26 protein-coding genes and 1 tRNA gene are annotated in these 26,802 nt (G+C 29.2%); 17 read left to right on the top strand and 10 right to left on the bottom strand.

Annotated elements, in window-relative coordinates:
- Positions 1–124 precede the first annotated feature (124 nt).
- Together EPJ72_RS04540 and EPJ72_RS04535 are read left to right on the top strand one after the other, a co-directional pair.
- Entirely contained in the window at positions 125–1,243 is a 1,119-nt protein-coding gene (locus EPJ72_RS04540) for a DegT/DnrJ/EryC1/StrS family aminotransferase (RefSeq protein ID WP_147731036.1), read from the top strand.
- A gap of 18 nt (positions 1,244–1,261) precedes the next feature.
- On the top strand, positions 1,262–1,738 hold the full coding sequence (locus tag EPJ72_RS04535; protein WP_242004913.1) for a hypothetical protein: 477 nt from the start codon (positions 1,262–1,264) through the stop codon (positions 1,736–1,738).
- Here EPJ72_RS04535 and EPJ72_RS13340 read toward each other — a convergent pair.
- The 9 genes from EPJ72_RS13340 to EPJ72_RS04500 form a co-directional block, all read right to left on the bottom strand.
- Positions 1,725–2,279 carry a carbon-nitrogen hydrolase family protein gene (locus EPJ72_RS13340; protein WP_439897259.1) on the bottom strand — a complete coding sequence of 185 codons (555 nt, stop codon included), beginning with the start codon at positions 2,277–2,279 and terminating at the stop codon, positions 1,725–1,727. The genes EPJ72_RS04535 and EPJ72_RS13340 overlap by 14 nt on opposite strands.
- Entirely contained in the window at positions 2,279–2,443 is a 165-nt protein-coding gene (locus tag EPJ72_RS13335; RefSeq protein ID WP_242004912.1) for a hypothetical protein, read from the bottom strand. Before EPJ72_RS13335 ends, EPJ72_RS13340 begins: the two co-directional genes overlap by 1 nt.
- A gap of 123 nt (positions 2,444–2,566) precedes the next feature.
- Positions 2,567–3,424, bottom strand: coding sequence for a 4-(cytidine 5'-diphospho)-2-C-methyl-D-erythritol kinase (gene ispE, locus EPJ72_RS04525; protein WP_147731035.1), 858 nt, complete (start codon positions 3,422–3,424; stop codon positions 2,567–2,569).
- A 391-nt stretch (positions 3,425–3,815) separates the two neighbouring features.
- The gene (locus EPJ72_RS04520) at positions 3,816–4,697 is read right to left on the bottom strand and encodes a cation diffusion facilitator family transporter (protein ID WP_147731034.1); all 882 of its coding nucleotides are present in this window, start codon (positions 4,695–4,697) and stop codon (positions 3,816–3,818) included.
- Between the two features lie 83 nt (positions 4,698–4,780).
- The gene (gene trmB, locus EPJ72_RS04515; RefSeq protein ID WP_147731033.1) at positions 4,781–5,425 is read right to left on the bottom strand and encodes a tRNA (guanosine(46)-N7)-methyltransferase TrmB; all 645 of its coding nucleotides are present in this window, start codon (positions 5,423–5,425) and stop codon (positions 4,781–4,783) included.
- A gap of 132 nt (positions 5,426–5,557) precedes the next feature.
- Entirely contained in the window at positions 5,558–6,334 is a 777-nt protein-coding gene (locus tag EPJ72_RS04510) for a glycosyltransferase family 10 domain-containing protein (RefSeq protein WP_242004911.1), read from the bottom strand.
- Positions 6,321–6,653 carry a hypothetical protein gene (locus tag EPJ72_RS13330; protein ID WP_242004910.1) on the bottom strand — a complete coding sequence of 111 codons (333 nt, stop codon included), beginning with the start codon at positions 6,651–6,653 and terminating at the stop codon, positions 6,321–6,323. Before EPJ72_RS13330 ends, EPJ72_RS04510 begins: the two co-directional genes overlap by 14 nt.
- A 4-nt stretch (positions 6,654–6,657) precedes the next feature.
- The gene (gene gmd, locus EPJ72_RS04505) at positions 6,658–7,659 is read right to left on the bottom strand and encodes a GDP-mannose 4,6-dehydratase (RefSeq protein ID WP_147731032.1); all 1,002 of its coding nucleotides are present in this window, start codon (positions 7,657–7,659) and stop codon (positions 6,658–6,660) included.
- Between the two features lie 14 nt (positions 7,660–7,673).
- Positions 7,674–8,606: a GDP-L-fucose synthase family protein gene (locus EPJ72_RS04500; RefSeq protein WP_147731031.1), complete on the bottom strand. Its 933-nt coding sequence runs from the start codon at positions 8,604–8,606 to the stop codon at positions 7,674–7,676.
- A gap of 477 nt (positions 8,607–9,083) precedes the next feature.
- Here EPJ72_RS04500 and EPJ72_RS04495 point away from each other — a divergent pair, with 477 nt between their 5' ends.
- From EPJ72_RS04495 to EPJ72_RS04430, 14 genes are all read left to right on the top strand, one after another.
- Complete coding sequence (locus tag EPJ72_RS04495; RefSeq protein ID WP_147731030.1) at positions 9,084–10,019, top strand: DDE-type integrase/transposase/recombinase; 936 nt, start codon at positions 9,084–9,086, stop codon at positions 10,017–10,019.
- Positions 10,020–10,217: 198 nt separating this feature from the next.
- A complete protein-coding gene (rpmG, locus tag EPJ72_RS04490; RefSeq protein WP_147731029.1) occupies positions 10,218–10,394 on the top strand; it encodes a 50S ribosomal protein L33 in 177 nt (58 codons plus the stop codon).
- 14 nt (positions 10,395–10,408) lie between these two features.
- A tRNA-Trp gene (locus EPJ72_RS04485) sits at positions 10,409–10,481 on the top strand.
- A 41-nt stretch (positions 10,482–10,522) separates the two neighbouring features.
- Positions 10,523–10,843, top strand: coding sequence for a preprotein translocase subunit SecE (gene secE, locus EPJ72_RS04480; RefSeq protein ID WP_147731028.1), 321 nt, complete (start codon positions 10,523–10,525; stop codon positions 10,841–10,843).
- A gap of 3 nt (positions 10,844–10,846) precedes the next feature.
- Positions 10,847–11,422 carry a transcription termination/antitermination protein NusG gene (nusG, locus tag EPJ72_RS04475; protein ID WP_147731027.1) on the top strand — a complete coding sequence of 192 codons (576 nt, stop codon included), beginning with the start codon at positions 10,847–10,849 and terminating at the stop codon, positions 11,420–11,422.
- Between the two features lie 18 nt (positions 11,423–11,440).
- Entirely contained in the window at positions 11,441–11,863 is a 423-nt protein-coding gene (gene rplK / locus EPJ72_RS04470; RefSeq protein WP_013244493.1) for a 50S ribosomal protein L11, read from the top strand.
- A 73-nt stretch (positions 11,864–11,936) separates the two neighbouring features.
- Positions 11,937–12,638, top strand: a complete 702-nt coding sequence (gene rplA, locus EPJ72_RS04465) for a 50S ribosomal protein L1 (protein ID WP_147731026.1) — start codon at positions 11,937–11,939, stop codon at positions 12,636–12,638.
- A 101-nt stretch (positions 12,639–12,739) separates the two neighbouring features.
- On the top strand, positions 12,740–13,264 hold the full coding sequence (gene rplJ, locus EPJ72_RS04460) for a 50S ribosomal protein L10 (RefSeq protein WP_147731025.1): 525 nt from the start codon (positions 12,740–12,742) through the stop codon (positions 13,262–13,264).
- A 58-nt stretch (positions 13,265–13,322) separates the two neighbouring features.
- Positions 13,323–13,712 (top strand): 50S ribosomal protein L7/L12, encoded by a 390-nt coding sequence (gene rplL / locus EPJ72_RS04455; RefSeq protein WP_014932352.1) that lies wholly within the window; start codon positions 13,323–13,325, stop codon positions 13,710–13,712.
- Positions 13,713–13,843: 131 nt separating this feature from the next.
- Positions 13,844–17,365, top strand: coding sequence for a DNA-directed RNA polymerase subunit beta (gene rpoB / locus EPJ72_RS04450; RefSeq protein WP_147731024.1), 3,522 nt, complete (start codon positions 13,844–13,846; stop codon positions 17,363–17,365).
- Positions 17,366–17,379: 14 nt separating this feature from the next.
- Positions 17,380–21,582: a DNA-directed RNA polymerase subunit beta' gene (rpoC, locus tag EPJ72_RS04445; protein ID WP_147731023.1), complete on the top strand. Its 4,203-nt coding sequence runs from the start codon at positions 17,380–17,382 to the stop codon at positions 21,580–21,582.
- Between the two features lie 711 nt (positions 21,583–22,293).
- The gene (locus EPJ72_RS04440; protein WP_147731022.1) at positions 22,294–22,725 is read left to right on the top strand and encodes a TM2 domain-containing protein; all 432 of its coding nucleotides are present in this window, start codon (positions 22,294–22,296) and stop codon (positions 22,723–22,725) included.
- 38 nt (positions 22,726–22,763) lie between these two features.
- Entirely contained in the window at positions 22,764–23,240 is a 477-nt protein-coding gene (locus EPJ72_RS04435; RefSeq protein WP_147731021.1) for a hypothetical protein, read from the top strand.
- 112 nt (positions 23,241–23,352) lie between these two features.
- The gene (locus EPJ72_RS04430) at positions 23,353–24,285 is read left to right on the top strand and encodes a hypothetical protein (RefSeq protein ID WP_147731020.1); all 933 of its coding nucleotides are present in this window, start codon (positions 23,353–23,355) and stop codon (positions 24,283–24,285) included.
- A 122-nt stretch (positions 24,286–24,407) separates the two neighbouring features.
- Here EPJ72_RS04430 and aroF read toward each other — a convergent pair whose 3' ends face one another.
- Positions 24,408–25,451: a 3-deoxy-7-phosphoheptulonate synthase gene (gene aroF / locus EPJ72_RS04425; RefSeq protein ID WP_147731019.1), complete on the bottom strand. Its 1,044-nt coding sequence runs from the start codon at positions 25,449–25,451 to the stop codon at positions 24,408–24,410.
- A 367-nt stretch (positions 25,452–25,818) separates the two neighbouring features.
- Here aroF and EPJ72_RS04420 point away from each other — a divergent pair, with 367 nt between their 5' ends.
- Positions 25,819–26,337, top strand: a complete 519-nt coding sequence (locus tag EPJ72_RS04420) for a transposase (protein ID WP_147731018.1) — start codon at positions 25,819–25,821, stop codon at positions 26,335–26,337.
- Positions 26,338–26,802 lie beyond the last annotated feature (465 nt).

Genomic DNA, 26,802 nt, shown 5'->3' with positions numbered 1-26,802 from the left:
AAAGTCAATGAATTTTATTATAGATTTTTTTATTAAAAATAAAACTAATATATATTTATTATTGACAATAGTAATTAATTTTTATAAAATATATTCAAAATTTTTTATTTATGGAGTTATTGTAATGAAATACATGAATCTTTACAGAGGTTACGAAAAGAGAAAAGAGAGTATAGATAAAAAAATAGCTTCTATTATAGAAAGAAGTCAATTTGTATTTGGTGAAGAGTTAGACAGTTTAGAGAATGAATTAGCAAATTATACTGGGGCTAAATATGCTGTTGGTGTTTCATCTGGGCATGTTGGCTTAGTGCTTTCACTTTTGGCATTAGGATTTAATGCTGGAGATGACCATTCTAAAAAAGAAGTAATAGTTCCTGCTATGACATTTTTCTCTACTGCTGAGGCACCTTCTTTTTTGGGAATGAAGGTTGTGGTTTGCGATATTGATGAGTATTTTAATATGGATGTAAACAAGCTCGAAAGCCTTATTAATAAAAACACTGTTGCAATTATACCTGTAAACTTATTTGGACAATGTGCTAATTATGATGTTATATTAGACATAGCTAAGAAGCATAATTTGTTTGTAGTAGAAGATGCTTGTCAGTCTTTTGGTGCCAGCTATAAAAATATAAAATCTTGTTCTGGTAAGTTAGGTGATATTGCTGTTACTTCATTTTTCCCTGCTAAGTCTTTAGGTTGTTTTGGCGATGGTGGAATGGTATTTACTAATGATGAGAAATTATATAAAAACTTAAAACAGCTTCGTCATCATGGTGATGAAGGCGGAATGATACATGTTAAGCTTGGTACTACTGGAAGATTAGATAATTTACAGGCTGGCATTTTATTAGAGAAGTTTAAGGGCTTTGATGATGATATGAATCACAGAAGACTTGCTGCTAAATATTATAATGAAAACTTAAAAGATATAGTAAAGGTTCCTCAAGTGGCAGAATATACTGAAAGTGTTCATGCACAATATGTTATACAAGTAGAAGAGAATAGAGATGAAGTGAGAACTAAATTAAGTGAACTTGGCATACCTACAGCACTTTATTATCCGCACCCTATACATTTAGCACCTGTTCTTGTTAAAAGATTAGGATACAAAGAAAGGGATATGCCTGTGTCTGAATATGCTTCTAAACACAATATAGCTCTTCCTATAGATAATGATATTCTTAAAGAAGAACAAGATATGGTAATAGAAGCTTTAAAAAAAGTTATAAAAAAATAATTTTTTAAGGTTTTTATTTTGAGTATTTTAGATACAACAGAGATTGATGAAGAGCTTGTTGGAATTGTAACAGAACTTAACAAGCTCGGATTCATTACTAATCAAAGCTGTGCTGGACATAGTTATCAAAAGATAGGGTTTAATTATAATCCTTATATATCATTTTTTTATGGTATATTAGAGCGAAGAAAAAAAGAAGATTGGGATAATTTGTATCATTGTTTAATATTAGATGAGATACTTAAAAATATTAATAATGATAATGTTATAATAACTATGCGTTTTAACACAATAGATAAAAAAATGTCGTATAGAGATATTCATTTTACTAATTTAGAATACGATTTATCTTTTATGAACTTCTACAAACTTAATACAGCTAATATTACAGATACTGAAAAGGGAAGTAAATTATTTATTAGCAGATGGAAAGATATTATAAAATATTATAGAGCTAATAGAAAAGAATTAGATGAGAAGTTTATAAAGAGTTAATATAATGCCTTTTTATTTCATCATAAAAGTTTGAGCATATTATATTAGATTTTAAATTATTAATTTCTATGTTGGCATTTAATGATGTTGTTTCGTCTTTGTTTGCATTTGCTAAAAAATGTCCTTCTTTATCAACTATAAAACTTTTACCTATAAAATATGCATCAATATCTTTTGTTTTTTCTCTTCCAACTCTATTGCATAATATTATAGGAGTGAGGTTTTCAATTGCTCTTACTCTTGCTATTTTTAAAGTATTTTCTCCTCCAAAGTTTGCAAGAATGCATATTAAATTGCTTCCGTTTAATATTTGTTTTCTTGATATTTCACTAAACCACACATCAAAACAAATTTGTATAGATAATTTTTCTTTGCAAACTTCAAATATATTGTAGGATTCTTTTATATCTCCGCTGTCAAAAAACTTTTTTTCAAAATCTGATAAATGAACTTTTCTATATACGCCTTTAAAATATCCGTTTTCTGCTATTAATGCTGAATTATAAATTTTATATTTAAAATTTTCTGCAAATCCTGCTATTATAGCTTTGCTATATTTTTTGACATTTTTACTATTTCGTTTATGAATATTGATTTTTTATTTGTTTTATTTGTATCTTCTATATTTTCTATGCTTTCAGATGCTCTTAATAAATCTTCTCTCTTTTCAAATAAATATCCAGATGAAGAAAGTTCTGGAAGCACTATTAAATTAGCATCATTATTTTTAATATATTTTTCTATTATACTTATATTTTATTTTTTATCTTTTTTTACGTCAAATTGAATAAAAGATACTTTCATTTTTATTATCTCTTAAAATTATTATTAAATCAATTCTAATTTAAATACATCTAAATAAGGGAATTCCTCTTTTAATATATTATAATCATTTTCTATTTTTTTATCATCACTATCATACAAAGTAAATAAAGAAGAGCCAGAACCGCTCATCATTATTTTTTTATTTATTTTGTTTTGCATTTCTTCTTTATATTCTTTTATTTTAGGATCAAGAGTAAATACATTATTTTCAAACACATTATATAAATTATTATAAATATTATTAAAATCTAATTTTTTATTATCAAAAATAGATTTGAAAGATAAAAAGTCTGCTTTGTTAAAATCTTCTCTTTTAAAATTTGAATAAGCAATTTTTGTAGATACATGTATATTTGGGTATATGATAATTATTTTATAAGGCAATGTATAATTATAGTTAAAAATATTCTCTCCTATGCCATTAACCCAGCTCATACCTTGCTTAATAAAAAAAGGAATATCAGCTCCAAACTTTGAAAATGTTTTTATTAATGTTTCATCTTCTTTTATTTTTAAATCTTCAAGTAAAAATTTTATAAATACTCCTGCATTAGAAGAGCCGCCCCCAAGACCAGCACCATTTGGTATATTTTTTTCTATATTTATTTTATAACTTTTTTTTAAGTTCATGCTATCTTTAAAAAACAAAAATATTCTTGAAAGTATATTATCTTCATTGTCATCATTTAATCTGTATTTGCCTGTAGTTGTAACTTTAAAAGAAGTGGATTCTTCTATTGTTAGAATATCATAAAGATTAACGGTGTGAAATAAAGATTCTATTAGATGGTATCCGTCTTCTCTTTTTGATGTTATATCCAAAAACAAGTTTACTTTGCAAGGAGATTTTAATTCTATCATATAGCTGCCTTTTGAAATAATAATTTTATAAAAATATTATAGCATCAATTATAAATTAATAATATAGGATTGTTATGATTAATTAGTTATACTAAAAAATTTTAAGTTTTTCAATTTTTATTGTTTGCGGTGGCTTTACCCCACCACTGTGCGTGCTTCGCAATATCCCCACTTCTTTTACGACCGTAGGAAGTGACTTTGGTATTGGTATAAAAGAAGCAAAACAGCTGCATTTTTAGCTAAAATTTAGGTTTTATCACACATTTAATACGTATTCATAAAATATTAGCTATAGTATATGCACTTTTTGCAACTTTTTGCGGCGGGAAAAAGTTGATAAAGATTTTTTAAAAATATATAAATTGACAGAATGTAGTTGTTTAGATATATACTAACTTTTATAGCATTCTATGTGTATAGTTGACTCCATATTCATTTTATCTCTTATAGATTTTTCTAATATGCTTACTTTATTATGAGCCTCTTCTACTGTCATATCTTTTGGGAAACGCATATGAAATGTTATTTCTGTATGGTCGCCGTAGGTATGTATATGAAAATGATGAAGATTTGAATTATCATTATTGATATTAAGTTCGTTAGCAATGCTGTTAATATCTCTAATAATATCTTCAGAAGGGTATTCTCCTATTAAAGGCTCTATGCTGGATTTGATTACATCGAAAGCGGCATAAAAAATTACAAGTGAAACTAATATACTTAAAACACTATCCATCCACCATAAATTTTTTCCTACTAATATACCAACTAATATGATTATAGAAGTAATACTATCGCTTCTATGATGCCAAGCGTCTGCATACAATGACTTTGAACCAGATTTTCTATAACCCCAAAGTGAATATTGTGCCAATAGCTCTTTAACTACAATAGAAACAATCATTGCAACTATAGCTATAATTGTAAATGATGCAGTTTTTTTGTTCATAATATTTTTTATAGCCTCAGCAAAAAAACTATAACCTATAAATACAAGCATAATACCAACAATAAAACTAGTTATAAGCTCTATTCTTCCGTGCCCGAAAGGGTGCTCTTTGTCGGCTGGTTTTTTAGAAAATATTCCTCCTATAATAACTATAATGCTGCTTATGCAATCGCTTAATGAATGCCATGCATCTGCCATTATAGAAAGTGAGCCTGTGAGAATTCCTACTATATATTTAAATGCAAATAATAATACGTTTATGATTACAGATACTATTCCTTCTATTATCATATATTTAGATTTTTTTTCATTGCTTATATTCATTATTTTTTACCTTCATTCATTTATTTTTTAACTATTTAAAATATAATGAATTTAATATAAAATATCAATAATGAAATTATATGTTAAGACTTTTTATGTGCGAAAAAATATATATTATGCCCAATAGCTCTCATTTTCTCTTCATAGAGAGTAACGCCGTATCCTTCTAAACTATGAACATAATCTTCATTTAGAATATTTTTGAATTTACTATCTTCTTTGTATATAGGGTTCATTATTTCAAGTGCATAATTATCATCATCTGTAACAGAATAGAATATACCATCATCTTTTAAAAGCGGATGCATTTTACTTAAAAACTCTTTATTAAATATTCTTCTATGTGCATGTTTTTTCTTTGGCCAAGGGTCTGGAAAGTTTAAATATATTTTATCAAAATAATATTTATTTTTAATATAATTATCTATTACATTATTAGCCTCTCCGAATATAATAACAAGGTTTTTTATATCTCTTTTGTGTGCTTTGGATATTGCCTTTTTAGCAGCTTTAAAAGAATATTCTATTCCTACAAAATATTTATCTTTATTATTCATAGCAAGCTCTACTATAAATTTTCCGTTTCCGCTTCCTATTTCAAGTTCTAAATTTTTATTATTGTCTAATCTTTTTTTTAATTCTTCTATTATAATATTTTTATCTTCTGTATTAAAATCATCTATCAAATAAAAATTAAGTATTTCTTCATTTAAGTTCAAACTTCTCAAACTATCAACTCCTCATAATTTTATTTGAATAATATATTAATTAATATTTATGTCAATGATTTAATTAAATAATAAAACAATTTGTTATGCTATTAACTTATGATGATTTAAAATATGCTTCAAAATATTAAATTATTTTAATCTTTCATTAATTAGATTTTCTAATATAGTTAATATTTTTACTCTTCTCTCCCAAAGATAATCAACCATAGAATCATATATTTTTATTTGTTTTTGGAATGAATCAAATAATTTATCATTTTTATATAGTTTTTCTATTTCTTTAATGAGTTCTGCATTATCTTCATCTTTTTTAAAAAATAGTAATGCATTTTTATTAACCAAATCAAGTTCTATATTTTCATCGCCATTATAGATAGGTATGCATCCTGCTTTAAATGCATCAAAAAGTTTTTCGGTTATATATCCGTCACTGATAGTGTTCTCAGGGCATATATTAAATTTGAAATTTTTTAAATACTCTATTTTATTATCATTAAAAGCAGTCTTTAATGTATCATCGTTATGGAATAATTTACTTGGACAGCTTATATTATCTATTTTTGAAATTTTATTATACATTTGCCTTCTTATATTTGTTACATCATGGCTTGCAACTAATGAAGCGAATTTATTTTTCTTGGATTTTGCATTATTAATACTATCTACTACTTTTTTAATATCATCTTTTGTGTAATTTTTATTATCTAATAAACCATTAAAATTATAAAATATCCAAATAGGAAAACGCACATAATTTTTATTTTCATCTAATCTATCAAATCCTAAAGATAAATCAACATCATTAATACAATTATCAGAATATTTACTCCAAGTTTTATCAATAGTATTTTGTGATACACATTCACCCGTATAGAAAATTTTTATTTTAGCTTTAGAATTTTTCAAAAAGTATCTTTTTTCCAATAGGACCAAAAAACTCTATGTCTGGATTATAACTTATTTCTAAATAATTAATATAATTATTTTTTATTAAATTATAGAAATAATTATTGACAAATTCCTTTTCATTTATAGACCAATCATTTCTTACAAAAAATGTTTTTTTATCTTTTATAGTATTTTTATAATGATTATAATTTATTTTATATCCTAAATCTTTTAAATAAATAGAATTAATTCGTATACTATTTCTTGCTTTTTTAATTGGAATAGGCCATACTAAATATTCTATTAAATTCTTTTTAAATTTTAGTTTATTAGCCATATGTTTAATTTTTAAATTTATCCAAACTCATACCTACACTATTTAAATCGTATTCAAGCATTATCTTTACTAATTCTTTAAAAGTGGTTTTTGGTTTCCAGCCTAATTTTTCTCTTGCTTTAGTAGGGTCCCCTAAAAGTAAATCTACTTCAGCAGGTCTGTAGTATCTAGGGTCTATTTCAACATATTTTTTCCAGTCAAGCCCCACAAGACCAAAAGCCTCATCAAGAAATTCACGAACAGAATGTGTTTCACCAGTTGCTATAACATAATCCTCTGCCTTTTCTTGCTGCAACATAAGCCACATAGCCTCAACATAATCTTTCGCATATCCCCAGTCTCTTTTTGCATCCAAATTACCTAAATATAATTTATCCTGTTCTTTATTTAAAATTTTAGCAATTGCATGTGTAATTTTTTTAGTAACAAAAGTTTCACCTCTTCTTGGACTTTCATGATTGAATAATATACCATTGCAAGCATACATATCATAACTTTCTCTATAATTAACTGTAATCCAATATGAATATAGTTTAGCACAAGCATAAGGGCTTCTTGGATAAAAAGGTGTTTTTTCTGTTTGAGGTGTTTCTACAACTTTTCCGTATAATTCGCTTGTTGAAGCTTGATAAAATTTTGTTTTTATACGTGTTTCTTTAATAGCATCAAGTATTCTTATAGTACCTAAACCCACAACATCAGCAGTATATTCTGGCATATCAAAACTTACTCTTACATGACTTTGTGCTGCTAAGTTATATATTTCATCAGGCTGTATTTTTTCTAATAATCTTGATAAATTAGAACTATCAGACAAATCTCCATAATGCAAAAACATCTTAACATCATTAATATGCGGATCTTGATACAAGTTGTCTATTCTCTCTGTATTAAAAGAAGAGCTTCTTCTAATTATACCATGTACTTCATAACCTTTCTCTAATAAAAACTCAACTAAATAAGAACCGTCTTGTCCTGTAATTCCTGTAATAAGTGCTTTTTTCATATTATTATATCCTATTATTTATTATGATTTTTTAAAAAATCTTCATAAGCTATTTTTAAACCATCTTCAAGTTCTGTTTTATATTTCCAACCCAAAGAATTTATTTTTGAAACATCTAATAATTTTCTCATAGTACCGTCTGGTTTAGAGCTATCTAATTTTATTTCGCCTGTAAAACCAACTACTTTTTTTATTAACTCTGCTAATTCTTTTATAGTAACTTCCTTACCAGAACCTATATTAATAAATTTACCTATATCCTTAGCATCTTTATTTTCCATTAAATAAATACAAGCCTCTGCTAAATCATCTGAACACATAAACTCTCTTAAAGGAGTACCGCTTCCCCAAATAACAGTTTCTTTCAAATTATTTATTTTTGCTTCATAAAAACGTCTTATAAGCATTGGTATAACATGGGCGTTTTCAGGATGATAATTATCATTGATACCATAAAGATTGCAAGGCATAACAGATATATAATTAGTATTATATTGTCTATTATAAGCCTCACATAATTCTATACCTGTAATTTTTGCCAAAGCATAGGGTTGATTTGTGCTTTCTAAATATCCTGATAATAAATATTCTTCTTTTATTGGCTGTGGGCATTCTTTAGGATATATACAGCTTGAACCTAAAAACATTAATTTTTCAACACCATAAGTGTAAGAAGCTTCTATTATATTATTTTGTATTTGCAAGTTGTATAATAAAAAATCTACAGGATAAGTATTGTTAGCATATATTCCGCCTACTTTAGCAGCTGATAAAAATACCCATTCCGGCTTTTCTTTTTCAAAAAATTCAAATACTTTTTTTCTATCTCTTAAATCTAACTCTGAATGAGTTTTTCTTATTATATTAGAATAACCTTTTTTTGTAAGTATTCTATCTATAGCACTTCCAACTAAACCTCTATGTCCTGCCACATATACTTTCTTCATATAAAAATACCTCATTATTATTATTTAATCTTACAAATATCTAATAGTTATAAAATATATTTTTGAGATAAATATTTTATTTTTCATATATTAGTCCTTGATAAAGATAAAGTTTCTTAGAAAAGAAAGTTCTAATTTTGTAATATAATTTTTTGCAATAGAAATAGAGCAGATTAGTGTAATAAAACTTGAGAGTTTGTTTGTTTGTTTGTTTGTTTGTTTGTTTGTTTGTTTGTTTGTTTGTTTGTTTGTTTGTTTGTTTGTTTGTTTGTTTGTTTGTTTGTTTGTTTGTTTGTTTGTTTGTTTGTTTCATAATGTACCTATTTAGAAAAATTATACTTCTAATATAGTAAATAATCAAGTAATAATTATGTGTTTTTTTGTTTAGGAGTGTGAGATATTGGACATTTTTTAGTATAAAAAAAGCAGTATCCTTGTTATAATATTTTGAACAAAAAATAAATAAAGGATACTACTATGAAAAAAGATTATAGCACAGAATTTAAATTATTTATAGTGGATGAAGCATTAAAAACTAAAAATATTAAAAGATTTTTAAAGATGGAAAGAATAAATAAATCCACTTTTTATACTTGGCTTAAAAAATATAAAGACACTGGAACAGTTGCTAATTTTAGTACTAGACCAAAAACTTCTCCAAACATCTTTAATAATCAAGAAGCTATTAATTTAATTATTGAACTCTATACTAAAGAATATCGAGGTAAGCATTATATTAAAGCATATTTAAATCGTAAAGGCATTAAGATAGGGGTTACAGCTATAGAGAATGTACTAAAAAGAAATAATCTTTGGAGATACAAAATAAAAAAGAAAAAGAAGCGATATGATAAACGAAAATTTGTCTCTAAAATACAAAAAGAAGGCAAAATAGTTCAAATAGACACTAAATACATCAAATTAGGCAGAAAAACAGTTTATCAATTCACAGCTGTAGATTTAGCTACTCGTTATAGTTGGAGGCAGATCTATGAAGATAAAACACCTTCTAGTGCTTTATCTTTCTTAAAATATGTCTTAAAAACTTCACCTTTTAAGATACAATCTATACAGACCGATAATGGTATGGAATATACATACCGCTGTATTAATACTTCTAAAATCAATATTTTTGATGAATATTGTCTTAAAAATAAATTAGAACGAAGATATATTCCTATAGCAACACCAAGATACAATGGCGTAGTAGAAAGAGTACACGGTATAGACGAAAGAGAATTTTATTCACGATTAAATAAAAATATCACAGTAGAATTATTAAGAGAAAAATTAAAAGAATATACACATTTTTATAACAATCAAAGATTGATTTCTTCGTTATTGTATATTACAATCAAAGAAAGAATCAAAAATATTATAGAATATCTATGGCTCCATGACATTAACTTTTAGTATTAAAAACTATTTGCAAACATAGTAATTTTTTTTATTTAGATTAATTATAACAGTTGTTTTTTTATATTAAAAGAAGTATAATAGATTAGGATTATAGTTAAAATTGTTATAATAAAGTATTGACATAAAAGAAAAATAGTTATACAATTGAATACCACTTAAAATATAAGTAGTCTAAATTTCGGAGATATAAAAATGGCAGGTAATAAAGTAAAAACCGAACAAATACATTTGCAATGCACAGAATGTAAAAGAAAAAATTATATAACAACTAAAAATAAACAAAACGTTCAAGAAAAATTAGAGTTAAAAAAATATTGTCCTCATGATAGAAAACATACAGTTCATAGAGAATTGAAAGTTTCAAGATAATTTTTTATATATTTGGGTCAGTAGTTCAATTGGTAGAGCACCGGTCTCCAAAACCGGGTGTTGCAGGTTCGACTCCTGTCTGACCTGATTTTTTACTTAGTTTAATATTAAAATTTAAGGTATTGTATATGGCAGAGAAGAAAAAGAACAAATTATTTAATTCTTTAGAAGAAATAAAAAAAGAGCTTTTTGAAAGGAGTGTATGGCCTACTCGTCAGGAGGTTCTTAATCAGACAGTTGTTGTTGTAATTTTGCTTATTTTGTCTGCTGCTTTTTTGGGTGCTGCAGATTATATAGTAACATTTTTAACTAGAGCATTGTTAGATGGTTCTATATTGTCTTCTATAGTTTCGTCAAAAACAGCTTTGGTATTAATACTTCTTGTTGTAGTTTTATTTGTAGTTTATTTCGCTATACGATACATTAGAAAAAATAGATATAGTAGGTGATATATGTCTGAAGAAAGAGATTATAGATGGTATATAGTTCACACTCAGCATGGTTATGAAAATAAGGTTCGTGAACGTTTAGAAAAAAGAATCAAAGAAAATGGTATGTCTGATTTGGTAGTAGATATATACATACCTTCTGAAACTGTACAAAAAAATAAAAATGGTAAAAAAGTAACTAAAGAAGAGTTTTTTTACCCCGGTTATGTATTAGTTAAGATGGTGATGAATGATGCTACACAATCTATGGTAAGGAGAACACCCGGAGTTGCAGGCTTTATAGGAAGTCATGCTACAACTAAAGAAGAAGGTAATATAATTCCAACTCCATTAAGTGAGGCTGATGTTGCTCGTATATTTGAAGATAGAGAATCTAAAAACAAAAACGATATTAATGAGCTTATAGGAATGGAATTTGAAATAGGGGAGAAGGTACAGGTTATAGATGGACCTTTCAATGGCTTAAATGGTCTAATAGAGAATATTAATGCTGATAAGGGTAAGGTTACAGTAAAAATAGAGATATTTGGAAGAAGTACCCCAACAGAATTAGACTTTAATAAAGTAAAGAAATTATAATAAAAAGAGGTAGTAAAAATGGCTAAAAGAGTAGTTGGTATTGTAAAGGTTAGAATACCCGGCGGAGAGGCAACACCTGCTCCACCACTTGGACCTGCATTGGGTCAGAAACAAATACAAATAGCCGCTTTCGTTAAAGATTTTAATGCTAAAACATCTAAAATGAAAGGTCAGCTATTAAACACTTATATAACAGTGTATGAAGACAAAACTTATACATTTGTTACTAAAGGTACATCAACTTCTACTTTAATTAAGAAGAAATTGGGTATAGAAAAAGGTTCAGGCGAGCCTAACAAAACAAAAGTTGCAACAATCAATCAAAAGCAGCTTGAAGAGATAGCTCAAGAGAAAATGGCTTATATGTCAGCTAATGATATAGAAGCAGCAAAGAAAATAGTTGCGGGTACAGCTCGTGCTATGGGTATTAAAGTAGAATAATTGTTAATTAAAAAAAGGCAACACCATTTATAAACAATAAATGGAAGTACGCGTTTGAAAAAAGGAAAGAAAAATGGCAACAAAAGAAAAGAAAATAGGTGGCAAACGTTACGACGCTATAAGAAAGACAGTAGAGAAATTAGCACTCTATTCTGTAGAAGATGCTATTGATTTAGCTAAGAAAAATGCTACCTGTAAATTTGATGAAACTATTGAGGTTACAATAAACCTTAATATCCTACCAAAACACACAATAAGAGATACATTATCATTCCCTAATGCTTTCGGTAAAGAGAAAAGAGTAGTAGTATTTGCTCAAGGAGAGAAAGCAGATGAGGCAAAAAATGCTGGTGCTATGGAAGTAGGTTTTGAAGACTTAATAAGCAAAATTAAAGGCGGATATACTGACTTTGATGTTGCAATATCTACACCAGATTTGATGAAAGAAGTAGGTAAATTAGGACAGATTCTTGGTAGAAAAGGACTTATGCCTAACCCTAAAACAGGAACAGTTACACTTGATATAGCTCAGGCAGTAAAAAGCTTTAAAGCTGGAAGAATGGAATATAGAGCAGATAAATTCGGTGTTGTAAGAATGGCTATAGGTAAATCATCTATGGACGTTAATAAATTAAATGAAAACTTCAGGGCTTTTTATGATGAGATATTAAGAAAGAAACCATCAGACTTAAAAGGTGATTATATAAAAAGCGTTGGTGTAACATCAACTATGGGTGTTGGTATAAAAATAGACCATAAAAAGATAAAATTATAATTAGCTGATAAACATTTTTATAAACGAAGTCGTATTTTGTGATCCCATTATATGAATAGTTTTATAGAGATTGTTTAATATAAATAGAAGAAGGTGGATATATGCCTAATAAGAAAAATATAGAAACAGTTGCAGCTCTTAAAGAAAGTATGGGCAGTTGTGCTGGTTTAGTATTCTTCGATTATAGAGGAGTAACAGTATCACAGCTAACAGATTTAAGACGCGAATTAGCAAAAACTTCTTCTTCAATAAAAATATGCAAAAACTCATTAGTAGACATTGCTTTGAAAGATTTAGGCAGAGAAGTAAAAGATGAGATGTTTATTAACCCAACAGCAGTTGTGTTTGCAAAAGAAGATATGCCGTCAGCTGCTAAGGTGATTAGTGAAGCCGCTAAAAAGAATGATAAAATCAAAATAAAAGGCGGTTACATGGGTGAGGATTTATTAGACCCTGCTAATGTACAGGTTGTAGCTAATATACCTCCAAGAGAAGTTTTACTTTCTCATCTTGTTACAGCACTCGAATCTCCTATATCAAGTTTTGCAAACACTTTGCAAAGCGTTATATCAGAGCTTGCTTATGTGCTTGAGAGCGTTGAAGAGGAAAAAAAGAAATCAGCATAATATGTTGATATTAAATTAAAAACTAAGAAATTAAAGAAAATATTTAAGGAGAATAAAAATGGCTTTAAGTAAAGAAGAAATATTACAAGCAATAGAAGAAATGAAAGTTATCGAGCTTCATGAGTTAGTAGAAGCTATAAAAGAAAAATTTAATGTAACAGCAGCTATGCCGGTAGCAGCAGTAGCAGCAGCACCTGCAGCAGGTGGAGCAGCTCCAGCAGCTGATGAAGAAAAAAGTGATTTCGACGTTATTCTTACAGGTTTTGATGCAGCTCAAAAAATTGCTCTTATTAAAGAAGTTAGAGCAGTTAGCGGTTTAGGCTTAAAAGAAGCTAAAGACGCTGTGGAAAAAGGCGGCGAAACAATTAAATCTGGCGTTTCTAAAGATGAAGCAGCAGCTATCAAAAAACAATTAGAAGCAGCTGGTGGTAAAGTTGAAATTAAATAATATCATTAATATTTGATTATATTTAAGAAGGGTACGATATGTTTTCTACCCTTCTTATTAGCGTATCTTAAGAAAATAAAAAAAATAATAATATATAATAACTGTTATAAATATAGTGGAGATCTTTAAATATGTCTAATAACATTCAAATAGATAATAAAGTATATAAAGAACGCGGAGTAGAATTCGCAAAAAAATACAGAATGGAGAATGGCCGTGTAAACTTTTCACGTTCGGCTTCTGTGATAGAGCCTCCAGATCTCCTCGCTATACAAAAAGAATCTTATGAAAGTTTCCTTCAGAAAGATGTTCCTGAAAATAAAAGGAAAAATGAAGGCTTACAAGAGGTTTTAACTTCAATATTTCCTATAGTAGCAACTAATGAAAAAATGCAAATAGAGTTTATTTCTTATTCTATAGGTGAGCCTAAAATATCTGAAAAAGAGGCTAGAAGAAGAGATAAAACTTATGCTTATCAATTCAAAATAAAAGTACAATTAACTGTAAGAGACCCAGAAAGAATAATAGAACAAGAAATTTTTGTTGGTGAAATACCTGCTATGACAGATAGGGGTACATTCATTATTAACGGTGCTGAGAGGGTTGTTGTTTCTCAGATTCATAGGTCTCCTGGTGTTGTATTTAACCGTAGTGATAGAGATGCTATGTTTGTAGCTAAGATTATTCCAGATAAGGGTACTTGGCTTGAGTTTGAACTTGATACCAAAAAAGATATAATGTATGTAAGAATTGACAGAAAGAAAAAACTTCCTGTTACAGTATTTTTGAGGGCTATTGGTATCACAACTAATGAAGAAATTTTAAAATTATTCTATGAAATAGATAAAATATCTTTGGCTAAACTTTCTGATGAAGAGAAAAAAGCAGCACTTATAGGAAGACGTTCATATTCAACAGTGTTTGATAAAGAAAACCCAGAAGAAATCATATTAAACCCGGGCGAGCTTATTAACCAAAACTTGGCTGAAAGACTTTTAATGAGCGGCATAGATGAAATTGAAGTATTAAATATGGAAGCAATAAAAGACAATGTTACTATAATTAATACTTTAGATAAAGACACTACAAAAAATCAGAAAGAAGCTTGTACAAAGATTTATAATGTAATAAGACCAGGGGAGCCTGCTTTAATTGAGAACGTTGTTAAAACTTGTAATGATTTAGTATTTGACCCTAAATTGTATACTTTAGGTGATGTTGGACGTTACAAAATAAACAAGAGATTAAACTTTCCAGAAAGCGAGCAGGATAAGGTTTTAAGACATAAAGATATAATAGAGACAATTCGTTTTTTAATAAAAGTTTTCATAAATGAAGAGCAATTAGATGATATAGACCATTTAGGCAACAGACGTATAAGAAGCGTTGGTGAATTATTGGCTATGCAAATAAAAATAGGCTTTACAAGAATGGAGAGAGCAGCGAAAGAGAGAATGCAAATGCAAGACATGGAAGCTGTAACTCCTCAATCACTTGTAAGCATAAAAGTAATACAAGCGGTAATTAAAGAGTTTTATGGTACAAGCCAATTATCTCAGTTCATGGACCAAAACAATCCATTATCAGAGATTACGCACAAAAGAAGACTTAACGCTTTAGGTCCCGGAGGTCTTACAAGAGATAGGGCTGGTTTTGAGGTTCGTGACGTACACCATACTCACTACGGTAAAATATGTCCTATTGAAACTCCTGAAGGTCCAAACATCGGTCTTATAGTTTCACTTGCTACATACGCTAAAATAAATAAACATGGATTCTTAGAGACTCCATATAGAAAAGTTGTTAATGGTAAAGTAACTGATGAGATAGAATACTTAACAGCTCATGATGAAGAACGTTATCATATTGCTGATGCTAATGCTCCTTTAAATGAAGATGGAACATTCAAAGAAAATCTTATTTCTACAAGATATAGAAGTGAATTCCCATATTCTACACCAGATCAAGTACAGTATATGGACGTTTCACCTCAGCAGATTGTTTCACTTTCAAGCTCACTAATTCCATTCTTAGAGCATGACGACGCTAACAGAGCTTTGATGGGTTCAAACATGCAGCGTCAAAGTGTACCTCTTTTATTCCCAGAATCACCTATAGTTGGTACTGGAGTAGAAGCAAAAATCTGTCAGCCCGGCACTGGTATTGCTGTTCATGCAAAAAGAGCTGGTAAGGTTATAAAAGTAGTTCATGATGAAATAGTTATTAAACCTACAAAACAAAATAGCGATGATGATTATGATGTTTATGAACTTATAAAATATCAAAGAACTAACCAAGATACTAATTATCATCAAAGACCTGTAGTTAATGTGGGTGACACTGTTAAAGCTGGCGGGCTTTTAGCTGACGGCCCTGCTACAGACCATGGTGAATTGGCACTTGGAAGAAATGTTTTGGCAGCATTCATGATTTTTGAAGGCTACAACTTCGAGGACGCTATTCTTTTAAGCAAAAGATTAGTACAAGAAGATGTATTTACTTCAATTCACATAGAAGAGTTTTCGGTTGAAGCTCGTGAGACAAAATTAGATAAAGAAAATATTACTAGAGATATACCAAATGTACCAGATTCTGCATTCAAAAATCTCGATGAGAGAGGTATTGTAAGAATAGGTGCTAAAGTAAAAGCTGGGGATATATTAGTTGGTAAAGTAACTCCTAAAGGTGAAACAGAGGTTACTCCAGAATACAGACTTCTTCATTCAATATTTGGTGAGAAGTCAAGAGATGTAAAAGATACTTCTTTAAGAGTTCCTCATGGTAAAGACGGTACTGTTATAGATGTAAGAGTTTATAGCAGGGAAAATGGCGATGAATTAAAGCCTGGCGTTGAGGAAGTAGTAAAAGTATTCTTAGCTAAGAAACGTATAATACAAGAAGGCGACAAAATGGCTGGTCGTCACGGTAACAAAGGGGTTGTTGCTAGAATAATGCCTATAGAAGATATGCCTTATTTAGAGGATGGTACTCCTGTAGATATTTGTTTGAACCCTCTTGGTGTACCTTCTCGTATGAACATTGGTCAGGTAATTGAGATGTTACTTGGTTGGACTGGTCATAAGATGGGCTTAAAATATGCTTGTCCTGTATTTGAAGGTCCTAAGGAAGATGAGTTAAAAGAGGCTATGATATCAGCTGGTCTTAACCCTACTGGTAAAGTCAAACTCTTTGACGGCAGAACAGGTGAGCCTTTCAAAAATGATGTAGCAGTAGGATACATGTATATGCTTAAACTTAATCACTTGGTTGAAGATAAAGTTCACGCTAGAAGTACTGGTCCTTACTCACTTGTTACTCAGCAGCCTTTGGGCGGTAAATCACAATTTGGTGGTCAGCGTTTAGGAGAGATGGAAGTGTGGGCATTAGAGGCTTATGGAGCTGCAAATATGCTTCAAGAGTTCTTAACTGTTAAATCTGACGATATGACAGGTCGTGCTAGAATATATGAATCTATTGTTAAAGGTGATGTTATATCTTCTCCGGGTATACCTGAAAGCTTTAACGTATTGGTTCAAGAGCTTAGAGGTTTGGGTCTTAATATCACTATTCACGATGAAGAGGGCAATCAGCTTCCTTCTACTGAAAAAGAATTAAAGAAAAAAACTAAAAAACAAACTAAGATTTTTAAATAATTAGGAGAAGTTTAATGCAATTTACAAACTTTGACCAAATAAAAATAGGTATAGCAAGTCCTCAGGTTATGAGAGAGTGGAGTTATGGCGAAGTTAAAAAACCAGAAACTATCAACTACAGAACTTTAAGACCTGAGAGAGATGGGCTTTTTTGTGAGAAGATATTTGGAACTACTAAAGAATATGAATGTTATTGCGGTAAGTTTAAAAGCAAACGTTATAAAGGTGTTGTTTGTGATAAGTGTGGAGTTGAAGTTACACATTTTAAAGTAAGACGTGAGAGAATGGGTCATATAGAGTTAGCTGCTCCTGTTGCTCATATTTGGTATTACAGAAACGCCCCTTCTAGAATCGGACTTCTTCTAAACATGAATATATCTCATTTAAGAAGCGTACTTTATTTTGAGAGATATGTTGTTATTGATGCGGGTGATAGTGATTATTCTAAGGGCGATTTGCTTACTGAAGATGAATATAATGAAGCTTTAGATAGATATGGTGACAATATTCGTATTGGTATAGGTGCTGAAGGTATACGCGATATGCTTAAAGACCTTGACATGGACGAAGAAATCAGAAAACTTAGAGAAGAAATGATTAAAAAGGGTGAGAAATCTGACAGAAGACTTAGAAAACGTCTTGAGATTTTTGAAGATTTCAAATCATCAGGTAATGACCCTACTTGGATGATACTTGATGTTGTACCTGTTATTCCGCCAGAATTAAGACCTATGGTTCAGCTTGATGGTGGAAGATTTGCTACTTCAGATTTGAATGACCTTTATAGAAGAGTTATAAATAGAAATATTCGTTTAAGGAGATTATTAGTTTTAAGAGCTCCTGATATCATTATAAGAAACGAAAAGAGAATGCTTCAAGAGGCAGTTGATGCTTTATTTGATAACAGTAAGAGAAAAAAGGTTGTAAAAGGACCTGGAAACAGAGCTTTAAAATCTCTTTCAGATATGTTAAAGGGTAAGCAAGGTCGTTTCCGTCAAAACCTTTTGGGTAAACGTGTTGACTATTCAGGACGTTCAGTTATTGTTGCTGGTCCTATACTAAAAATGCATCAATGCGGTCTTCCTAAAAAAATGGCTGTTGAATTATTTAAGCCATTTATAATGAAAAAATTAGTTGAGATTAATTCTGCTCATAACATAAAATCTGCAAAAAGGTTTGTAGAAGAAGGCAGAGAAGAAGTTTGGGGAGTATTAGAAGAGATTGCTAAAGAGCACCCTGTACTTTTAAACCGTGCTCCGACACTTCACAGACTTGGTATACAGGCTTTTGAACCTGTGCTTGTTGAAGGAAAGGCTATTCAGCTTCACCCGCTTGTTTGTCACGCTTATAACGCTGACTTTGACGGTGACCAGATGGCAGTTCATACTCCGCTTTCTGCAGAATCACAAATTGAAGCTTGGACTTTAATGCTTGCTCCTCATAACATATTAAACCCTGCTAATGGTGAGCCTATTGTTAACCCTACTCAGGATATTGTACTTGGTATTAGTTATTTGACTAAATTAAGAAGCGGTATGAAGGGTGAAAATAAAGTATTTGCTTCTCCTGAAGATGCTTTGCTTGCTTATGACAGCAATTTAATTGAGCTTGAAGCTAGAATTAAAGTTCTTATGAAAGATAAAGATGGAGAAGAAAAATTTGTTGAAACTTCTGTTGGAAGAATTAAGTTTAATCAGGTGATACCTGAGGACTTTAGATTCCAAAACAGAGATTTCGGAAGTAAAGATTTAGCTAAATTTATTCATGAAGTATATTTAAAACATGGTACTGCTACTACTGTTAATATGCTTGATGATATTAAAGAACTTGGTTACCAAAGTGCTACAGTATTTGGTTCTACAATATCTGTATCTGACATACTTATTCCTCCAATGAAAAAGCATGAAATTGAAGAGGCTACTAAACAGGTAGAACAGCTTAGAGACCAGTACATGAACGGTATTATTACAGATGATGAGAGAAGCCAGAAGGTAAAAGACTTATGGACTGCTGTAGAGGGTAGAATCACTGACGCTATGATGGATAACTTAAGACAAGACCAAGACGGATTTAATCCTATATATATAATGGCAGAGTCTGGAGCTAGAGGTTCTAAGCAGCAGATAAGACAGCTTGCAAGTATGAGAGGACTAATGGCTAAGCCTAATGGTGATATTATAGAACTTCCTATTATTTCAAACTTCAAAGAGGGTCTTACTGTACAAGAGTACTTTATCTCTACTCACGGTGCTAGAAAAGGTCTTGCCGATACTGCATTAAAAACTTCTAGTGCTGGTTATCTTACTAGAAAATTGGTTGATGTTGCTATTGGGGTTGTTGTTTCAGAACATGACTGCGGTACTGTTAATGGTATTGAGATTGAGCCTATTAAAGAATATGATGAGATTAAAAAATCATTAAAAGAGAGAGTTGTTGGTTTCTTTAGTAATGAGTATATTTATCATCCTCAAACTAAAGAGCTTATATGTGAGGCTAATACTGAGATTACAGAAGAGATTGCTGATAGAATAGAACAGGCTGGTATAGAGAAAATTAGAATAAGACATCCGCTTACTTGTGAAAGCAGAATGGGTGTTTGTCAAAAATGTTATGGAAGAAGCTTATCTACTAATACACTTGCTTCTATTGGTGAGGCTGTGGGTGTAGTGGCAGCTCAAAGTATTGGTCAGCCGGGTACTCAGCTTACAATGAGAACTTTCCACATTGGAGGTGTTGCTACTCAGTCTGTTGAAGAAAATGAAGTTAAGCTTAATTACCCTATATATATTGAGCAGTTCTCTAATTATGTTGTACAGCCTAATGGTATAAAAATTACAGCAAGAAATGGTGAGCTTTTAATAAGACGTGTACTTAACAAATGGGAAAAAAGCTCTATAAAAGATATCTTAAAAGAAGACAATGCAAAAGTACTTATAGGTGACGTTATTGCTACTACAAAAGAGGGTGAGGATATAAAAGCTACACATAATGGTACTTTGAAAATTACTAGCGATAATAAATATCTAATGATTACAGGTGCTAAGCATAATATACCTATTAAAGTAGGTAGTGAATATAGAGTTAACGAAAATGTATTTATTGATGCTAATACAGTAATTGCTAGCTTTGATGGTTATAATGAACCTATAATATCTGAAAAAGCTGGTATAGTAAGATATCAAGACATCATTACTGGCAGAACTATGGTTGAGGCTATAGACGAGCAGACTGGTAACGTTACTAAGATTATTCAAGAGTTTAAAGATGCTAGTATGCAGCCTAAAATACTCATTGTAGATGGTGATGAAACTTTTGAAACTGATATACCTAATGGTGCTCAGCTTATGGTTGAAAATAACCAAAGAGTTGAAGTGGGTGAGGTTATAGCTAAAACTACTCGTGTACAACAGAAAAGTAATGACATTACAGGTGGTTTACCTCGTGTACAAGAGTTACTTGAGGCTCAAAAACCTAAGGATACTGCTATTATTGCTGGTATTGACGGTGAGGTCGAAATCGGCGGTTCTCATAAGGGTAAAAAGGTTGTTAAGATTAGAAACGAGTTTGATGAAACTAAACATTTAGTTCCTCATGGTAAAAAATTGTTGGTAAGAAATGGTGACTATGTTAAAACTGGTACTCAATTATGTGATGGTAAAATTAACCCTCATGATATATTGGAAACTCAGGGTGATTTGGCTTTACAAACTTATTTGCTTGAAGAGATACAGAGCGTTTATAATAAACAGGGTGTAGGCATTAATGATAAACACTTCGCTTTAATTATTAGACAGATGCTTAGAAGACTTGAGATTATTGACCCAGGTGATACTAAATATATTGTTGGTCAGTATGTTGATAAGTATGAGTTTGAAGAAGAAAACAGACGTTATGAAGAGGCTGGCGGTTCTCCTGCAAGCGGTAAGCCTGTACTTCTTGGTTTAACTAAAGCTGCTCTTAATACTGAAAGCTTTATATCTTCTGCTTCATTCCAAGAAACTACTAAAGTATTGACTAATGCTGCTATTAAAGGTAAAGTTGATAAATTGCTTGGATTAAAAGAAAACGTTATTATTGGACATCTTATACCTGCTGGTACTGGTGTTAAACTTTATAATAAATTACATGTTTACAACAAAGAAAGCGGTGATATGAGTAATGATAATGATATAGATTCTTCAGCTAAAGAAGAAGATGTAATGCAAATTACAGTTTGATAAAAAAATAATATTGATGATATAATAAGCGATAGTACGAATTGTATTATCGCTTTTTTATTGTAAAAAATTGAATTAGTTTTGTTAAAATATGGCTATATTATTTTATATTTATAAAAGTTGGAACATTTGCACTTTTTGGTTCTTTTTGCGGCGGGAAAAAGAACAATAAAAAAATTTGATTAAGATACAATTATTTTAGTATATATTTAAATAACTATATTTTGTCAAAAAAATTTAAAGTTTTTTTATTTGTGGTGGCTTTGCCCCCCCACTTCTTTTATTGGTATAAAATAAGCAAAACAACTGCATTTTTATCCAAAATATACGCGTTATCTTACATTTTATATTATTATGAAGATATAAATCTAAGGAATCAAAAAGTGCAAATATAGAATTATATTAAATATTTTAAAAACTTTTGAAATAACTCTATAAATAAAACTTGACTTATTAAATTATTTTTATATAATAAATGGTATGTGTAAATCAATTCAAATAATTATAAAAAATAACCGCACCGCACCGCACCGCACCGCACCGCACCGCACTAATATCATATTTATCTAAAAATTTATTTCATATCATATTCAACAAGATAAAAAATATTATGTTTACTCTTAAATATATAAAATCTTATAATATATTCAATTTATTAATTATGTATATAAATTTATTTTATATAAATCAAACAAATTTAAGGAGTCTAAAATGTTAGAAGAAAATAACAGCCAATTAAATCAAACACAAGAAAGTATTATTTCTTACAACAAACAATCAGATGAACAGTTTTGCAGTTCTTGCGGAAAACCAATTAAAATCAAAGCAGAATTATGTTCTTATTGCGGAGTGAGGCAAAATCAAAACTCTAATGAAAAATCTGTAAAAAGCTGGGGAACATCCTTATTACTTTGTATTTTTTTAGGTACGCTAGGAATACATAGATTTTATGCTGGTAAAATTATAAGTGCAATAGTAATATTAATAACTACATTGTTTATACTTTTTATCATACCAATAATAACACTTGGATTAGGTATAATATTTTGGTTTATACCGCCTCTTATAGAACTAATAGATATAATTATTATTGTTACTGGTAATTTTAAAGATTCTCAAGGAAAATATATAACTAAAGATTAATAATGAAAACTATAAAGATAAAAATAAAAGGCATAATCATGAAAAAAATATTTATTATATTGCTAATAATATCATATTTAATAATATCCTGTAATGAAACAGCAGAAAAAAGAACAGAAAAATGGATAGATAAAGTATCAGGAAAAGCATACAGCTGTGAAGAGAATAATACAAAATTTTGGATTGGATTTTCAGATTATAATTTTGTAATTCAGTCCTTGGAAGATGAAAATAATTTATGGGGAGCAATAGCTAATGGATTATTTTTTATAGGAACAGCTGCGACTACTCAATATTTAGAATCTCCAAAAAAAGATACAGCCTTATTTAAATTTGCAGATTCATATATGTATTTTGAAATTAAAAATGATACTATAACCAGCTATTCATCGGATACAACAAATAATATTACAAAAAGTACAAACATAATAATATTTAAATATGACGATGAAATAACAAAAAGATATGTTACAAATTTGATGGAGATAAATGATTATTTTGCAACTAATGAGTAATATATTTTTAATAAAAAATAATTCCTAAAAATCAATCATATTAAGTTAGAGCTGTATATTTTTATATGGCTCTAATTCAAAAAATATTAAATTTTATTAAGGAACAATTTATATGAAAAAACTAATAATTTTTTTTATGTTCATAATCAATTTTAATATATTTTGTTTTGATATGTATAGTGTTGATACATTTAGAACAAACTACTTTAAAAATTTTAATTATGAAGAACATGAAAATGCTAAAGCAATGTATGATAGTATATTCGGTCTGTTTGGTGGTATAATTAATAATAGAATTAGCGATAATGAACTAGTTAATAATCAAAAACAGCAATTAAAAATAGATTTTTTATATTATCTATTTGATATAAAATATAATAAAATAGATAATGATTATGATGCCTTAAGATTTAAAGATTTATCTTATGAAACAATAAAAAATATGTTCTGGATAGATGGAAGAGCTTACAATCCATTTGTATCATACCGTTTTATTAGCGGAAAACCTTATACATATTATCATATAAGAAATTTAATTAATATTGCTTTAAACGATAAAGATTTTACAGAAAAAGATATTGAGGAATTATATGGGCATAAATTACATTTAGATTATGCATATAAATATAAAGGCGTTGATAATATAGAATACTTAGTAAAAACAAATCCTACATTTAAAAAATTTTATGAGGGATCTTATAACGAAATAGAGGGTGTTTTAGGAATAACAAATTATATATATTATAATGGTAAGCTTGTGCCAGAATATAAAACAGGATTATCTGGTAATTGGACAGTGAAAGTATTAGATAAATCGTATTCTTTAAAAGAATTAGAAATAAAATATGATGGTAATCTAGAAAATTTCAAATCTGAAATTGATCCTATGTTTGGTGATTACGGCTGTTTAATAACCCCAGATAAAGAATGTATATTTAAAGATGAAATTTATCAACTATATGATATCATAACAAATGATACATACATAGCAGAAAAATATTTAAATGAAATTTTTATAATATATCAAATTTATGAAATAAAATAATAAAAACCTTACAGTATAATTAATATATAAAAATTATAATGTAAGGTTATAATTTTATTCTCAATTTGTATTTTTTAGTTTCAAATATTTGTGCAGTTTTTCCTATTATAAATCAAAATATTTTACTTTGTATAAACTCTTCCGTTGTGTTTTGCTTTTATTTTGGATACAGTTTCGCTAATCATATTAACTGCTTCCATTACGTCTGCAAATGTATCAGGTTTTATAGACTGTGCACCGTCACATAAAGCATGCTCTGGGTCATTATGTACTTCTATAATCATACCGTCAGCACCTGCGGAAATAGCAGCAAGTGTGAGCGGTAATGCCATCCACGCTCTTCCGCTTGAATGTGAAGGGTCGCCTATAACTGGTAAATGACTCATTCTTTTTATTACTGGTATGGCTGATACATCGAAAGTGTTTCTTGTGTATGTTTCAAATGTTCTTATACCCCTCTCACACAACACCACATTAGGATTGCCTTTATCTAATATATATTCTGCACTCATAAGCCATTCTTCCATAGTGTTAGCTAAACCTCTTTTTAAAAGTATTGGCTTTTTTAATTTACCAACCTCTTTTAAAAGTTCGAAGTTTTGCATGTTTCTTGCTCCTATTTGAATCATATCAACAGTATTTTCAAAATCTTCTAAGTGTCTTATAGATACAATTTCGCTTACAATAGGAATGCCCACTTCTTCTTTTGCAAGCTTTAATATTTTAAGTCCGTCAAGTGCTAAACCTTGGAATGCATAAGGGGAAGTTCTTGGTTTGAAAGCTCCTCCTCTAAGTATTGAAGCTCCTGATGCTTTTACGCTTTTTGCTATATTTATTACTTGATCTTCGCTCTCTACAGAACAAGGTCCTGCTATAATTACTGGTTTCTCTCCTCCTATTTTTACTCCGCTTACATCTACTATAGTATCTTCTTTTTTGAATGCTCTGTTTGCTCTTTTGAATGGCTCTTGTACTTTTAATACTTTATCTACTCCAGGTAATGTTGCTATTAATTCTTTATCTACTTTTGAAGTGTCCCCTACAATACCTATAACTGTGCAGTCTACACCTACTATTTTATTTGTACCTAGTCCTAAATTTGTTAATCTATCTGTTATATTATTAACTTGTTCTTCTTTGGCGTTTGGTTTCATTACAATAATCATGATTGTTTTCTCCTTAAAATATATATTTATTTTTTGATAGTAATTTATTAATAATAAGCATTATGTTTTATAATAATGTTTTTATTTTTTAATTAAATGTATATGTGTGGTTGTTTAAAAAAAGATACTCTGGCGTTTTAAACGCCAAAATAATAAAAAGACTTAAAGTAATAAGCTAGAAAATTATTTGTATTTGAAATAATATTACCTTTCATAGTAATATATTATATTATAAATAATTAAAAAGTCAATAGTTTTTATAATTATTTTGTTTAGGAGTGTGAGATATTGGACATTTTTTAGTATAAAAAAAGCAGTATCCTTGTTATAATATTTTGAACATAAAACAAATAAAAAGGATGCTACTATGAAAAAAGATTATAGCACAGAATTTAAATTATTTATAGTGGATGAAGCATTAGAAACTAAAAATATTAAAAGATTTTTAAAGATAGAAGAAATACCCAAATCTACTTTTTATGCTTGGCTTAAAAAATATAAAGACACTGGAACTGTCGCCAATTTTAGCACTAGACCGAAAACTTCTCCAAATATCTTTAATAATCAAGAAGCTATTAATTTAATTATTGAACTCTATACTAAAGAATATCGAGGTAAGCATTATATTAAAGCATATTTAAATCGTAAAGGCATTAAGATAGGTGTTACAGCTATAGAGAATGTACTAAAAAGAAATAATCTTTGGAGATACAAAATAAAAAAGAAAAAGAAGCGATATGATAAACGAAAATTTGTCTCTAAAATACAAAAAGAAGGCAAAATAGTTCAAATAGATACCTCCTTGCGTACCTTCGGTAAAATATATCAAATTAGGCAGAAAAAGAGTCTATCAATTCACTGCTGTAGATTTAGCTACTCGTTATAGTTGGAGGCAGATCTATGAAGATAAAACACCTTCTAGTGCTTTATCTTTCTTAAAATATGTCTTAAAAACTTCACCTTTTAAGATACAGGCTATACAAACTGCGACCGAAGGAAGTGCCTGTGGCAACAATGGTAGAGAATATACTTATCGCTGTATTAATACTCCTAAAATCAATATTTTTGATGAATACTGCTTAAAAAATAAATTAGAGAGGATATATATTCCTATAGCAACACCAAGATACAATGGCGTAGTAGAAAGAGTACACGGTATAGACGAAAGAGAATTTTATTCACGATTAAATAAAAATATCACAGTAGAATTATTGAGATAAAAATTAAAAGAATATACACATTTTTATAACAATCAAAGATTGATTTCTTCGTTATTGTATATTACAATCAAAGAAAGAATCAAAAATATTATAGCAAGTAAAAGTACAATATCTATGGCTCCATGACACTA

The sequence above is a fragment of the Brachyspira pilosicoli genome (assembly GCF_008016535.1).
In the GTDB taxonomy this organism is placed as follows: domain Bacteria; phylum Spirochaetota; class Brachyspiria; order Brachyspirales; family Brachyspiraceae; genus Brachyspira; species Brachyspira pilosicoli_A.
This window is presented reverse-complemented; position numbering and strand designations above follow the sequence as displayed.